The 14286-nt window shown below is 65.7% G+C and carries 11 protein-coding genes; 4 read left to right on the top strand and 7 right to left on the bottom strand.

Features of this window, described 5'->3' with window-relative positions:
- The first annotated feature begins 40 nt into the window (after positions 1-40).
- On the top strand, positions 41-544 hold the full coding sequence (locus QM682_RS12030) for a phosphatase PAP2 family protein (RefSeq protein ID WP_415130033.1): 504 nt from the start codon (positions 41-43) through the stop codon (positions 542-544).
- A 337-nt stretch (positions 545-881) separates the two neighbouring features.
- Here QM682_RS12030 and QM682_RS12025 read toward each other — a convergent pair whose 3' ends face one another.
- Together QM682_RS12025 and parE are read right to left on the bottom strand one after the other, a co-directional pair.
- Positions 882-1202, bottom strand: coding sequence for a hypothetical protein (locus QM682_RS12025; protein ID WP_415130031.1), 321 nt, complete (start codon positions 1200-1202; stop codon positions 882-884).
- A 254-nt stretch (positions 1203-1456) separates the two neighbouring features.
- Positions 1457-3427: a DNA topoisomerase IV subunit B gene (gene parE, locus QM682_RS12020; protein WP_415130029.1), complete on the bottom strand. Its 1971-nt coding sequence runs from the start codon at positions 3425-3427 to the stop codon at positions 1457-1459.
- Positions 3428-3656: 229 nt separating this feature from the next.
- On the opposite strand from parE, the gene ppk2 reads away from it, so the two are divergent.
- Complete coding sequence (gene ppk2 / locus QM682_RS12015) at positions 3657-4775, top strand: polyphosphate kinase 2 (protein WP_415130027.1); 1119 nt, start codon at positions 3657-3659, stop codon at positions 4773-4775.
- Between the two features lie 466 nt (positions 4776-5241).
- On the opposite strand, the gene QM682_RS12010 is transcribed toward ppk2, so the two are convergent.
- The 5 genes from QM682_RS12010 to QM682_RS11990 all read right to left on the bottom strand — a co-directional run bounded on the left by QM682_RS12010 (position 5242) and on the right by QM682_RS11990 (position 10541).
- Positions 5242-5901: a glutathione S-transferase family protein gene (locus tag QM682_RS12010; protein ID WP_415130025.1), complete on the bottom strand. Its 660-nt coding sequence runs from the start codon at positions 5899-5901 to the stop codon at positions 5242-5244.
- A 38-nt stretch (positions 5902-5939) separates the two neighbouring features.
- Entirely contained in the window at positions 5940-7124 is a 1185-nt protein-coding gene (locus tag QM682_RS12005) for a dipeptidase (protein WP_415130023.1), read from the bottom strand.
- A gap of 251 nt (positions 7125-7375) precedes the next feature.
- On the bottom strand, positions 7376-9241 hold the full coding sequence (locus QM682_RS12000; RefSeq protein ID WP_415130021.1) for a M3 family oligoendopeptidase: 1866 nt from the start codon (positions 9239-9241) through the stop codon (positions 7376-7378).
- A 69-nt stretch (positions 9242-9310) separates the two neighbouring features.
- Positions 9311-10249 carry an alpha/beta fold hydrolase gene (locus tag QM682_RS11995; RefSeq protein ID WP_415130019.1) on the bottom strand — a complete coding sequence of 313 codons (939 nt, stop codon included), beginning with the start codon at positions 10247-10249 and terminating at the stop codon, positions 9311-9313.
- Positions 10250-10256: 7 nt separating this feature from the next.
- On the bottom strand, positions 10257-10541 hold the full coding sequence (locus QM682_RS11990) for an SCP2 sterol-binding domain-containing protein (protein ID WP_415130017.1): 285 nt from the start codon (positions 10539-10541) through the stop codon (positions 10257-10259).
- A gap of 58 nt (positions 10542-10599) precedes the next feature.
- Here QM682_RS11990 and QM682_RS11985 point away from each other — a divergent pair, with 58 nt between their 5' ends.
- Together QM682_RS11985 and QM682_RS11980 are read left to right on the top strand one after the other, a co-directional pair.
- Positions 10600-11322, top strand: a complete 723-nt coding sequence (locus QM682_RS11985) for a hypothetical protein (RefSeq protein ID WP_415130015.1) — start codon at positions 10600-10602, stop codon at positions 11320-11322.
- Positions 11323-11339: 17 nt separating this feature from the next.
- Positions 11340-14285: a helicase-related protein gene (locus QM682_RS11980; protein ID WP_415130013.1), complete on the top strand. Its 2946-nt coding sequence runs from the start codon at positions 11340-11342 to the stop codon at positions 14283-14285.
- Position 14286: the final 1 nt, after the last annotated feature.

Here is a 14286-nt window from a genome sequence, read left to right as displayed (position 1 = left end):
GCCTGTGCGCCGGGCGTGCACCGCGCGTCGGACGAACACGATGCTGACGCGCGCCCTGCCGCTTATGGCCGCCCTGGCCTATTCCGGCCCGGCCCATTCCGACCCGTTCGAGCAGTTCGGCACGGCGATGAAATACGGCCTGCCGCTGGCGGCGGCGGCCTGCGCGGCCGATCAGGACCGGCTTGAGGATTTCGCCGTCCGGGGCGTTTTGCAGGCGGCGCTGGTCTGGGGGATGAAGCAGTTCTTCGACGGCCAGCCTATCTCGCGCCGCCCCTCGGGCGAGGGCGAGGGGTTTCCGTCCGGGCATACGGCGGCGGCCTTCTTCGGCGCCTCGGACCTGGCCGGGAAATGTTTCGAGGATCGCCCCTGGGCAGGCGCGGCGGCTTACGGCGCGGCGGGTCTGACCGGCTGGAGCCGGGTCCATGCGGGCGAGCATACGCCGCAGCAGGTGTTCACGGGCGCACTGATCGGGGTCAGCTTTGGGGCGGCAAGTTTCGGGGTCGGGACCGAGGGGGTCGGGTTCCGGTGGGGGATGCGGTTTTAGGTGAATGCAAATTAAGAATTTAAAATTATATGAACTATGTAGTATCGAGTCCGGTGGTGGCGTGGTTTTTATAATAAAAAATATTGGCGTTATTTATTTTTAATTCCGGCCCTGTCATGGAGTATGACGGGAAGGTATTTTAATTTAATAAATATACTCAGTCTTGATTATCTTTGAAATCCCTTAATATTTCATCGACTCTATTTTTTCCTGAAGGTTTGGACGGCAAACTCATGGTGGTCCATGAAGGAACGTCGCCTGGCTTGGTGCCGCCATTGAGTTGCGCGGTATATTTATTTTTGAACTTAACGACAATTGTATTCGATCTCTCGTTATGTCATCCCCGTCCTGCCTCAATATTGGTGCCCAATGTTCCGCCGGACAGAACCGGAGGAGATACATCTTTAGTATCAACTACGATCTTATTGGATCCATCTCTTGAGCTTGTAATATTTAATGTCAGCTCAATTTCATCCAACAGAAGCCCGTTGTTAACCCCTGCTCGTTCATTTATGGCGCGGAACGATGTCAAGCCATTGGCTATATCGGTCAACGCCGCATCCACCGTCACTGTGTCCGGTTTTTGGCCAAGGAATGAACTCTGCGGTCCGCAACTGGATAATGCAGCAAAAAATGTTAAGAGGACCGCCCTGCGCATCATACCCCTCCTGAGTTAATGCATTAAAAGGAGGGTAACGGAAAATCTATTTTTGCATGGGCCTATTTTTCTTGGCCTTAAATTTACATCTTTCAAGTGATTTTTTGAAATAATAAGTTTAGCTCTCTCGTCCCCGGCCAGTAAATCTCAGCACATGGGCACCTGCCCCTCGGTCAGCCTTAACCATGCCCGGAAGGCGAAAGCGGCCTTAGGAAAGCGCCGCCCGCATATGGATGCGAGCGGGCCGGCAAGGGTCACAAGTCCAGCTCGTCCGCATCCGCGAATTGCGCGTTTTCCTGGATGAACTGGAAACGCAGTTCGGGTTTCTTGCCCATCAGCCGCTCGACCAGATCGCCGGTCTCGCCGCCCTCATCCTCGTCGATCGAGACGCGGATCAGCTTGCGCGTGCGCGGGTTCATCGTCGTGTCCTTCAGGTCCTTGGCGTCCATCTCGCCCAGGCCCTTGAACCGCTGCACGTCGATCTTTCCCTTGCCGCCCAGGCCCTTGGCCAGCATCGCCTCTTTCTCGGCATCGTCGGCGACATAGATGCGATGCGCGCCCTGGGTCAGCCGGTAAAGCGGCGGGCAGGCCAGATAAAGGTGCCCCTTGTCGATCAGGGGCCGCATCTGGGTAAAGAAAAAGGTCATCAGCAGGCTGGCGATATGGGCGCCGTCCACATCGGCATCGGTCATGATGATGATCTTGTCATAGCGCAGATCATCGACGTTGAAGCGCGTGCCCATGCCGACCCCCAGCGCCTGGCAAAGGTCGCTGATCTCCTGGTTGCTGCCCAGCTTGGAACTGGCCGCGCCCAGCACGTTCAGGATCTTGCCGCGCAGGGGCAGAAGCGCCTGGGACTGACGCTCGCGGGCCATCTTGGCGCTGCCGCCGGCCGAATCGCCCTCGACGATGAAAAGCTCGGTCCCCTCGCGATTGGTGGCCGAGCAATCGACCAGCTTGCCGGGCAGACGCAGCTTCTTGGTCGCGGTCTTGCGGGCGGTCTCTTTTTCCTGGCGGCGGCGCAGGCGTTCCTCGGCGCGCAGGACCAGGAAATCCAGGATCGCGCCCGCCGATTTCGTGTCGGCGGCCAGCCAGTTGTCGAAATGGTCGCGCACGGCGCCCTCGACCAGGCGCTGCGCCTCGGTCGTGGCCAGGCGGTCCTTGGTTTGGCCGACGAATTCCGGCTCGCGGATGAAGCAGGAAACCAGCGCGCAGCCGCCCGTCACCAGATCGTCGCGGGTGATGTTGGCGGCCTTTTTGTTGTTGATCAACTCGCCATAGCCGCGAATGCCCTTGAGGATCGCGGCCCAGAAACCCGCCTCATGCGTGCCGCCCTCGGGGGTGGGGACGGTGTTGCAATAGGACTGGATGAAGCCGTCGCGGGCGGGGGTCCAGTTGATCGCCCAGTCGACCTTGCCGGGCAGGCCGAATTTCTCTTTGAAATCGACGCTGCCGGCGAAGGGACGGTCGGCATAGGTGGAGCTGCCGGTCAACTGCTCGTTCAGGTAATCGGCCAGGCCGCCGGGGAAATGGAAGGTCGCTTCCAGCGGGGTTTCGCCGTCCTCGATCTCGGATTTCCAGCGGATCTCGACGCCCGAGAAGAGATAGGCTTTGGATTTCACCATCCTGATCAGCCGCGCGGGCTTGAAACGGTGATGGCCGAAGATCTGTTCGTCGGCATGGAAGGTGACGGTGGTGCCGCGCCGGTTCGGGGCGGCGCCGATCTTCTGGACCGGACCCAGCGGGATCCCGCGCGAGAAGCCTTGCTGGAACAGTTCCTTGTTGCGGGCGACCTGCACCACCATGCTGTCGGAAAGCGCGTTGACGACCGAGGCGCCGACGCCATGAAGCCCGCCCGAGGTCTGATAGGCGTCGCCCGAGAACTTGCCGCCCGCGTGCAGCGTGCAAAGGATGACCTCCAGCGCGGATTTGCCGGGGAATTTCGGGTGCGGGTCGATGGGGATGCCGCGGCCGTTGTCGCGGATCACGACGCTGAAATCGGCCAGAAGCTCGACCTCGATGCGGCTGGCATGGCCGGCCACGGCCTCGTCCATCGAGTTGTCCAGGATCTCGGCGACCAGATGGTGCAGCGCGCGTTCATCCGTGCCGCCGATATACATGCCGGGGCGCTTGCGGACCGGCTCCAGCCCTTCGAGCACCTCGATGGACGCGGCTGAGTAGCTGTCACTGGCCTTGTCCGATGTGGGAAAGAGATCGTCTGCCATGCGCCTGCCCGCCTTGTTCTTATGGGGTGGCGTTATCTCATGCCCGGCCGGGCGGGGGCAAGGGAAAGTATCGCGGGGCGTGTGGACCGCAAGGGCTGGTGGAGGGGGCACCTCAAGGCAAATGCGACAAAATGCCTTGGATTTGACACGCATCAATGTCGGGGCGGGACGGGCATGGGAAAATTGCGTGTTTCAAAGATGGTTATTGGCGAGGAGCATGGAGATGCGAATGGAAAGTGATCGGATCGTGGGCGAGTCGGCCCTGGAGATCGAGGAGCCGGTGGCGGCGGAACTGGCCGAGATCGGGGCCGAGATTGTGGCTGAGGTCGGGGCGCAGGCTGGCCCCGAGGTTGAGACGCAGGCTGAGGCGCAGGCTGGGGCCGAGGCTGGGGAGGCGGCTGGGGAGGCGGCTGGGGAGGCGCCCGCCGCCGAGCCGGTCCAGAAATCCGCCGCCGAAGCGCCGGCCGGGCCGCGAAGCTTTCCCAAGATCGACAGCAACGAGATCCGGCTGGCCTTCGAATCCGGCCGCTATCCCTATGCCCGCCGCATGGGGCGCAGCGCCTATGAGCAGGAGAAGGCACGGCTTCAGGCCGAATTGCTGAAGGTGCAGATCTGGGCGCAGGAGACGGGGCAGAAATTCGTTATCCTGTTCGAGGGCCGCGACGCCGCCGGCAAGGGCGGCACGATCAAGCGTTTCAATGAGCATTTGAATCCGCGCTTTGCCCGCGTGGTGGCCCTTAACAAGCCCAGCGAGCAAGAGCGTGGGCAATGGTATTTCCAGCGTTACGTGCAGCATCTGCCCACCGCGGGCGAAATGGTATTCTATGACCGCAGTTGGTATAACCGCGCCGGGGTCGAACGGGTGATGGGCTTCTGCTCGCCCACGGAATACCTGGAATTCATGCGCCAGGCCCCCGAGATGGAGCGGATGCTGGTCCGCTCGGGCATCCGGCTTTACAAATACTGGTTCTCGGTCACGCGGGGCGAGCAGCGCCGCCGCTTCGAGGCGCGCGGCACCGACCCGCTGAAACGCTGGAAGCTTTCGCCCATCGACGTGGCCTCGCTGAACAAATGGGACGACTATACCGAAGCGAAGGAGGCGATGTTCTTTTACACCGACACCGCCGACGCGCCCTGGACCATCGTGAAATCCAACGACAAGAAGCGCGCGCGGTTGAACTGCATGCGGCATTTCCTGTCCTCGCTGGACTATCCCGACAAGGATCTTGAAATCGTGACCCCGCCCGATCCGCTGATCGTCGGTCATGCCAGCCATGTGGTCTATCAGGCCGAGCACATCCTGGGCAACGCGCTGCATCCCGCGCAGCGCAAGGGGCAGCAGGGCTGAAGCCGGCCCTTTCCGGCTCTCTGGCAGGGCGCCGCGCGGTGGGATGTCGCGCGGCTGACCCGGTGTGATCGGGACCCGTGGGGGCGGCCCCAGCGTATCGGCCGGCATGTGAAGCTTGGTGCTCGGCCCGTCTTGGGAACGCTCCGGCGTTTGATCCCTGGCGCCCTTTTTCCGCTCGCTGCCCGCTGATGCGCGCGAAGGATGGTGCCGGCGACAGGATCGTGGCTGTTCCAATGCGCCCCGGAACGGGGAATCCAGGGGCAACCGCTTGCTTGCAGGCGGTTGTCCAGGCCGGATCTTCCCCGGATCACCGACCTGCCCGGCGAAAGCATCGCAATCCTCGCCCGCCGGGCGTCATTCGATTTGCGGCGTTTCGCGACCATCGCCGCCGTCATGGCAAGACATGGAAGCCTGCGACGCGCTCGAATTCCTCCAGTGGGGGTGAGGTTGTGCCGGGACTGGCTCGCTAGGCCGGTTCGGCCTCGCGCTCTTGCCACATGCGTTGAAAGGCCGGGCGGGCGTGGCAATCGGCCAGCCAGGCGCTGACCGCCGGGAACTGCTGGAACAGGGCGTGGTGGCCGCGCGCATAGCGGACCGCCTCGGCCATGTTCAGATCGGCCACGGTGAAGCGGTCTCCGACCAGATGGCCGTGTCGCGCGAGATGGTCCTCCAGCACCTTCAGCGGACGGATCAGCCGCTGGGCGGCTTCGGCCACGGCGGCCTGGTCGGCGCCGTCCTGTGCCTGGCCGGGGCGGTGGCGCTGCATGATCAGAAGTGCGTCGGCCTCGACCGAGGCGGCGGCGTAAAAGCTCCATTGCTGCATCAGCGCGTCCTCGGCCGCATTCGCCGGCCCGACCGTCCCGCCATGGCCGCGCGCGAGGTGCAGGGTGCAGGCGAAGCTTTCCGTCAGCACCAGATCGCCGTCGCGGATGACCGGGATCGCGCCCTGCGGCGAGATTTCAAGGAAGGCGGGCGTCGCGGTGTTCATGGGCGCGTCCGGCGCATGCGGATCGGCCAGGCGATATGCCTGGATCACCGGCACCTGTTCGAAGGGCAGGGCGATCTCATGGCAGAGCCAGATGATGCGCGAGGCGCGCGAGCGGGTGACGCCATAGATGGTCAGCATGATTTCCCTTCGGGTTTGGTCGGCGCAGGGTGCCGCCTTCAGAGCGTCTCGGCAAGATAGCGCATCATGTTGCCGCCCATGACCTTGGCGATCTGGTCCTCGGTCAGGCCCTGGTCCAGCAGCGCCTGGGTCAATTCGACAAGATGCGCGGCGTCGAAGGGTGTATCGACCGCGCCGTCGAAATCCGAGCCGAGCGAAACGCGATCCTCGCCCACCAGGGCGATGGCGGCCCTGATCGAGGTCGCGACATGGATCGCGTGCGGCCCGCAATTCACCTCGGTCCAGAAGCCGATGCCGATCAGCCCGCCCTTGGCCGCGATGGCCCGCACCAGATCGTCGGGCAGGTTGCGGGGGCTGGCGCAATTGCCGCGGATGCCGGTGTGGGAAAGGATCGGCCGGGTTCCCGGCATGGCCAGCACGTCGCGCACCATCCGGGGGCTGGCATGGGCCAGGTCGATGATCATGTGCCGGGCCTGCATCTCGGCCACGACCTGGCGGCCGAAATCGGTAAGGCCCTCGCCCTCGCCCGTGCCTTCGCCGTGCAGGCTGCCGCCCAGTTCGTTGTCGAAGAAATGGGTCAGCCCGATCAGCCGGAAGCCCGCGCCGTAAAGGACGCGCAGGTTGGCGATGTCGCCTTCCAGCGGATGGGCGCCCTCGGTGCCGAGGATGGCGCCCAGGATGCGGGTGCCGTTCCGGCGGGCCGCGAGCAGGGCGTGCAGGTCTTGGGCCGAGCGCAGGATCGTGAGCCGGTCCGGTGCCGCGCGGGCGGCCCGGTCCAGCGCGCGGGCCTGGGTCAGAGCGCGTTCCTTGAGGCTGAACCAGCTTGGCGGCGGGCGTAGCTGGCCGATGAAGAGGGGGGTGATATTGTCCGCCGCCTCGGCCGAGTTATGGCCGTAATTCTGCCCGCGCGGGCTTTTCGTGACCGTGGTGAAGACCTGCACCGCGACATTGCCCTGGATCAGGCGGGGGATGTCGCTATGGCCGCGATCCGATTGCGTGAGCAGGTCGCGGTCCCAGAGAAGGGCGTCGGAATGCCAGTCTCCGATCACCAGCCGGTCGTGCAGCGCCCGCGCTTGGGGTGAGACCGGGTGGGGGGCTTGCACGATGCTGCGGGTGTTGATGCGCCGCTCGACATATCCCGGACCCCAGATCGCGATCATGGTCGCAGCCAGCACGGCCAGCGCGGCAAGACCGATGAGAAGGCGGCGGATCAGCCGCAGCATGGCGTGCCCTTTCTGCTTGGCCGCAGGGTGGCGGCTTTCGGTCAGCATAGGCGCGGGAGGCGGGCGGAGGAAAGGATGGAAGCGGGGCCGGGGGCTTTGCCCCACGCGCTCGCGCCCCCTCAATGGGGGCGCGAGCGCGTTCCCCCAGGATATTTGAGCAAGAAAGAGGGTGGAAGACGAAGGCAGGGCCGCCTGGGCGCGCCGCCGGGGTCGGGCAGGATCGGGGGCGTGCCCAGGCGGGGCCGGGTGGGTTACGCCTCCATCGCCTCAAGCTCGTCTATGAGCTTTTCGATCATCGAAAGTCCCTTGTCCCAGAAGGCCGGGTCCGAGGCATCGAGGCCGAAGGGCGCGAGCAGTTCCTTGTGGTGCTGCGATCCGCCCGCCGAAAGCATGGCGAAATATTTCTTCTGGAAGTCGGGTAGCCCGTCCTCATAGGCCGCGTAGAGCGCGTTCACCAGCCCGTCGCCGAAGGCATAGGCATAGACGTAGAAGGGGGAATGCACGAAATGCGGCACATAGGTCCAGAACGTCTCGTAGCCTGGCATGAATTCGAAGGCGTCACCCAGGGATTCTCCCTGGACCGACATCCATAGCGCGTTGATGTCCTCGGGGGTCAGTTCGCCCTCGGCGCGGGCCGCGTGCAGCTTGCATTCGAAATCGTAGAAGGCGATCTGGCGCACGACCGTGTTGATCATGTCCTCGACCTTGCCGGCGATCAGCGCCTTGCGGGCGGCGGGATCGGTGGTCTTGGCGAGCAGCGCGCGGAAGGTCAGCATCTCGCCGAAGACGCTTGCCGTCTCGGCCAGGGTGAGGGGTGTCGAGGCCAGCAACTCGCCCTGAGCCGCCGCCAGGCGCTGATGGACGCCATGGCCCAGCTCATGTGCCAGCGTCATCACGTCGCGCGGCTTGCCCAGGTAGTTCAGCAGCACATAGGGATGCACGGTCGTGACGGTGGGATGGGCGAAGGCGCCCGGCGCCTTGCCGGGTTTCACGCCCGCGTCGATCCAGCCCAGATCGAAGAACGGCTCGGCCAGTTCCGCGAGCTTCGGCGAGAAGCTGGCATAGGCGTCGAGCACCGTCTTGCGCGCCTCGGGCCAGGGGATGTCCCTGGGCATCTCGGTCGGCAGCGGCGCGTTGCGGTCCCAGATTTGCAGCTTTTCCAGCCCCAGCCATTTCGCCTTCAGCCGGTAATAGCGATGCGAGAGGCGGGGATAGGCGGCCTTGACCGCGTTGCGCAGCGCCTCGACCACCTCGGGTTCGACATGGTTCGAGAGATGCCGTCCGGTCTGGGGCGTGGGCATCTTGCGCCATTTGTCCTCGATCGCCTTTTCCTTGGCGAGCGTGTTGTGGATGCGGGCGAAAAGCTTGATGTTGCTACCGAAAACGGCGGCCAGGGCGCGGGCGCCCGCCTCGCGCCGGGCGCGGTCGTGGTCCGAGAGCAGGTTCAGCGTCGCTTCGATTCCCATCTCGTCGCCCTCGACATCGAAGGTCAGGCCGGCGGTCGTCTCGTCGAACAGGCGGTTCCAGGCGGCGGCGCCGACCACGGAATTGTCGTGCAGGAAACGCTCAAGCTCGTCGGAAAGCTGATAGGGGCGCAGCGCGCGCATGCGGTCGAAGACCGGCTTGTAGCGGGCGGGGCCGTCGGGCTGGGCAAAGATCTCGTCATAACGCTCATCCGAGATGCGGTTGAACTCCAGCGAGAAGAAGACGAGCCTGGTCGTGGCCTGGGTGATGCGGTCTTGCAAGTCGCTCAGCAGTTTCGCCCGCGCGCCGTCTGTGGTGTTCTGGTAATAGCGCAGCCCGGCATAGGACATGATGCGCCCGCTCAGGATGTCGATCCGCTGATAGCGTTCGATGCAGTCGAGCATCTTGGGCCCGTCGAGCGAGGCGAGGCGGCCGTCGTAATCGCGGGCGAACTGGCAGCAGGCGATTTCCAGCGTGGTCAGATCGGCCTGAAGCTCTGGCGCATCCGGTGCCGGGTAAAGGTCGTCCAGGCTCCATTCCGGCAACTCGCCCAGATCGGGCTGGGCGGCGACGACGGGGCGGGCGTTTTCATCGCGCACCGGCGCCTTGCCTGGGCGCGGTGCGAAGGGAAGGTGGGAATGCGAGATGGTCATGGTCGATCCTTTCGGTTGACCAAGATGTGTCTCTTTACGGCCCAGGCTTCAACCCTTGGCACGCGGGCTTCAGCCCGGCGGGCCGAAATGTCGCAGGCAGGCTTGCATGAACTCCTCGCGCAGGCGGGGCTTTTCCATCATCGGTTCGTGCCGGCAGGCGGGCAGTTCCAGAAGCCGGGCGCCGGGCCAGGCGGCGGCGCGGTCGCGGATGGCCTGGGGCGAGACGATCTGTTCCTCGGCTCCCAGGGCGACCAGCATGGGCAGGCCGGGCGAGGGCAGCGCGGCCAGGCGCCGGCATTCGTTCAGCGCCTGGAGCAGCCAGTGATAGGTGACGCCGCCGATGGCATGGTCGGGCCAGGCCGCCGCCTCGGCAACCCTGCGGCCCCAGATCTGCCCGTCCGTGGTCAGCGGGTTGTCCAGGAACCCGTGCTGTAGCACGAAAGGCTCATGGCTGCCCGAACCCATGGCGATGCGGTGCTGGCGGCGCGCGGCGCAGGACAGCACCGCCATGCCGCGGGCGATACGGGTCATCGCCTTGCCGAGGTTCAGCCCCCACATGGGCGAGGAAAACACCGCAGAGTCGACCGGCAGCCCGCCTTCCAGCGCCGCCAGGCCGATGGCGCCGCCCATGGAATGGGCCAGCAGGTGCCAGGGCCGGGGCAGGTCCAGCTCCTGCGCCGCGACGATCAGTTCGACCACGTCGCGCTGGTAATCGGCGAAGCTTTCGACATGGCCGGGCCGGGGATCGGGCAGCAGCCGGTCCGACATGCCCTGCCCGCGCCAGTCGAGGCTGAGCACGTCCAGGCCCGCCGCGTTCAGATCCAGCGCCACGGTGTCGTATTTCTCGATGTATTCGGTGCGGCCGGGGAAAAGCAGGACCGAGCCTTGCGCCCCTCCGGCCGCCCAATGCGCCGCGCGCAGGCGCAGCCCGTCCTCGGTCCGCAGCCAGAAGGCGCGGGCAAGGGGGGGCGGGTCGCCCGGCAGTGTGTTGAAGGGCGCCGGCGTCATCGTGGCGCTAGCCCAGCAGCGCGCCCAGTTTGATCGCCGTGCCCATCGCGCCGTCCACCTTCAGCTTGCCGGTCATGAAGGCCATGGTCGGGTTCACGTCGCCCGAAAGCAGGCCCTCGAAGGTTTCGCGGCTGGCGGTCAGGGTCACTTCGGCCTCGTCATCGGCGGCGCGGGCGCCGGCGGCGTCGATATAGACCGCGCCTTCGCCCTCGATCACGAATTTGGCGGTGCCGTCGAAGCCCTTGGCCTTGGGATCAAGGGCCGCCACCGCGGCATCGACCACTTTGCTCATTTTCTGTTTCCTCGTTCTGTCTCTGGAAATGGGTTGGGTGGAAAGTTACATAGGCATCATGCATTGGCCAGTCCCCCATTTCCAGAATGCCGTGACGGCAGGGTTGATCCTGGGATCGCTTTTGGTTCCGGCTTTCGCCCAGGGTGACCCGCAGCCGCTTCGGGTCCAGGCCGAGGCGCCCGACGCGCAAGCGCCTGACACACAGCCCCCCGAAGCGCAGGACCCCGAATCGCGGGCCGGTCGCTCGGCGCTGGAAACCCCCGCCGCCCCCGACGAGCCGACCGCCGAGGCCCGGCTGCGCGCGCGCGAGGATCTGGATGCGCTGTTCGCCGAACTGGCCCAGCCCGAGGGCGATGCCTGGGCGCGGGCCGAGGCCGACATCCTGCGCATCTGGTCGCGCTCGGGTTCGGCGGCGATGGACCTTCTGGCCAAGCGCGGCGAGGCGGCGATGGATGCGGGCGACCTGGACGCCGCCATCGGCCATCTGACCGCGCTGACCGACCACGCACCCGACTATGCCAATGGCTGGTATCTGCGCGCCGTCGCCTATGAGCTTTCGGGCCGGACTGGACCCGCCGTCGCCGATCTGGCCCAGACCCTGGCACTGGAGCCGCGTCATTTCCCCGCGCTGACGCAACTGGGCGCGATCCTGGAGGAGCTGGGACAGGAAAGCCAGGCTCTGGCCGCCTATCACGCCAGTCTGGAAATCAATCCACATCAGCAGGATGCCGGCGATTCCTTGAAACGGCTTGAAGCCAGCGGCAAGGGCACGGACGCCTGACATGACGGACGCCTGACATGGGGGACAGATCACGGGTCACGGCCGTTCTTGGCCCGACCAATACCGGCAAGACCCATTACGCCATCGACCGGATGCTGGCCCATCGCACCGGGGTCATCGGGCTGCCGCTGCGGCTGCTGGCGCGCGAGGTCTATGACCGTATCGTCAAGGCGCGCGGCCCCAGCGTCGTGGCGCTGATCACGGGCGAGGAGCGCATCGTCCCCGAGCGGGTGCGGTATTGGGTCGCCACCACCGAGGCCATGCCCGAGGTCGGCGCCGATTTCGTCGCCGTGGACGAAATCCAGCTTTGCGCCGATCCCGAGCGCGGCCATGTCTTCACCGACCGGCTGCTGCATATGCGCGGCCTGCACGAGACGCTGTTTCTGGGCAGCGACACCATGCGCCCCGCCATCGCGGCGCTGGTGCCCGGCGCGCAGTTCATGCGGCGCGAGCGGTTTTCGGCCCTGTCCTGGGCGGGGTCGAAAAAGATCAGCCGGATGCCGCCGCGCTCGGCCATCGTGTGCTTTTCTGTCGATGAGGTCTATGCGACGGCGGAACTGATCCGGCGCCAGAAGGGCGGCTGCGCGGTGGTGATGGGGGCGCTTAGCCCGCGCACCCGCAACGCCCAGGTCGCCATGTATCAGAACGGAGAGGTGGATTACCTGGTCGCGACCGACGCGATCGGCATGGGGCTGAACCTGGACATCCGGCATGTCGCCTTCTCGGCCACCGAGAAATTCGACGGGCGGCGCTATCGGCCGCTTTTCCCCCATGAGCTGGGCCAGATCGCAGGCCGCGCCGGCCGCCATACCGAGCCTGGCACCTTCGGCGTGACCGGTGATGCCGGCCCGCTGGACGAAGGGCTGGTCGAGGCCATCGAGAACCACCGCTTCCAACCGATCAGCCGGCTGATGTGGCGCAACCCGGCGCTGGAATACGGCACGGTCGAGCGGCTGATCCAAAGCCTGGAAACCTCGCCGGAAAGTGAGTGGCTGGCGCGCGGGCGCGAGGCGGACGACCTGCGCGCGCTCAAGGCACTGTCGGTCATGCCCGAGATCCGCGACCGGCTGCGCCATCCCAGGGACGTGCGCCTGCTGTGGGATGTCTGCCGGATCCCGGATTTCCGCTCGATTTCGCCGGTCGAGCATTCGACGCTGCTGGCGCGGATCTTCGGCTTTCTTCAGGATGGCGGCGTGCCCGGCGACTGGCTGGCCGAACAGGTTTCCCGCATCGACCGGGTGCAGGGCGACATCGATACTTTGTCCAAACGTTTGGCATATATCCGCACCTGGACCTATGTGGCGCAGCGTTCGGGCTGGGTTTCGGACGAAAGCCATTGGCGCGTCGAGACGCGCGCTGTAGAAGATCGCCTGTCGGACGCGTTACACGCGGCGCTGACGCAAAGATTCGTGGACCGGCGCACTTCTGTGCTGCTGCGCCGGCTCAAGCAGAAGGAGAGCCTTTTGGCCGAGGTGAATGACAAAGGTGAAGTGACGGTCGAGGGCGAGTTCGCCGGCCGTCTGGAGGGATTCCGCTTCCGCACCGATCCGAATGCGACCGGGGAGGAAGCGAAGATGCTGTCCCGCGCCGCCTATGAGGCGCTGCGCCCCGAGTTCCATCTGCGCGCCGACAGGTTCTACAACGCGCCGGATACCGAACTGGACTTTACCGAGCAGGGCGGCCTGATGTGGGGCGCCTCGGCCGTGGGCAAGCTGGTCAAGGGCACCGAGGCGCTGAGGCCCGGCGTCGAGCCTTTCGTCGATGAGGAGGCCGGTCCCGAGATCGCCGAGAAGGTCCGCCGCCGCTTGCAGCACTTCATCGACCGCAAGACCGCCACCGCCTTCGAGCCGCTGCTGGCGCTGAAGAACGACGAGGCGCTGAGCGGCCTTGCGCGCGGCTTTGCCTTCCGCCTGGTCGAGGCGATGGGCGTGCTGCCGCGCGAGGGCGTGGCCACCGAGGTCAAGGAACTGGACCAGGAATCGCGCGGCCTTCTGCGCAAGCATGGCGTGCGCTTCGGTCAGTTCACCATTTTCCAGCCCGCGCTGCTGAAGCCGGCGCCGACCCGGCTGCGGCTGGTGCTGTGGGGCCTGGACCAGGGCCTGAGCGAGTTCCCCGAAAGCCCGCCCGCCGGGCTGGTCACCATCCCGAACCTGGCCGATGTGCCCAAGGGCTATTACACGCTCTCGGGCTATCATCCGGCGGGGGAACGGGCGATCCGCATCGACATGCTGGAACGGCTGGCCGACCTGCTGCGCAACCAGGACAGCCGCGCCGGGTTCGAGGCGACGCCGGACATGCTCTCGATCACCGGGATGACGCTGGAGCAGTTCGCGGGCCTGTTGCAGGGCCTGGGCTACCGTGCCGAGAAGGCCGAGCGTCCGAAGGCCCGTCCCGATGCCGCCGCCGCGCCGGCCCCCGCGCCCGAAGCCACGGATCACGAGCATCCGCTGACCGAAGAGGAAAGCGTTCTGGTCGCCGAGACCCGCGCGAAGTGGGAGGCCGAGCAGGCCGCCCGCAAATCCGCCCAGGACGAATCGGGCGACGAGGCGACGTCGGAGCCTGCCGCGCCCGAGCTTGAGACCTTCTATACCTTCACCTGGGCGCCGCGTCCGCGTGGCCAGCGCCGCCCGGAACGTGGTGAGCGCGGGGGCGAGCGTCCCGAGCGGCAGGCAACTGGCGACCGCCCGGATCGCGGCCCGCGCCGTGAGAACCGGGGCGAAAACCGCAGCGAAAACCGGGGCGAGCAAAAGAGCGAGGATGGCGGGCGTCCCCGCTTTGAGGGCAAGCGCCGTGACGAGAATCGTGGCGAGCGCGGTCCCAAGGGCAAGCCGCATGGCGGCAAGGGCGGCAAGCCCCGCCACGAAGGCCCGAAAAGCTTCGAGGCGCGGCCGCCCAAGGCCGAGAAGAAGATCGATCCCGACAGCCCCTTCGCGATTCTTGCGGCGCTGAAGAACAAGTCGTGAT

It is taken from the genome of Paracoccus sp. (in: a-proteobacteria), assembly GCF_047605025.1.
In the GTDB taxonomy this organism is placed as follows: Bacteria; Pseudomonadota; Alphaproteobacteria; order Rhodobacterales; family Rhodobacteraceae; genus Paracoccus.
This window is presented reverse-complemented; position numbering and strand designations above follow the sequence as displayed.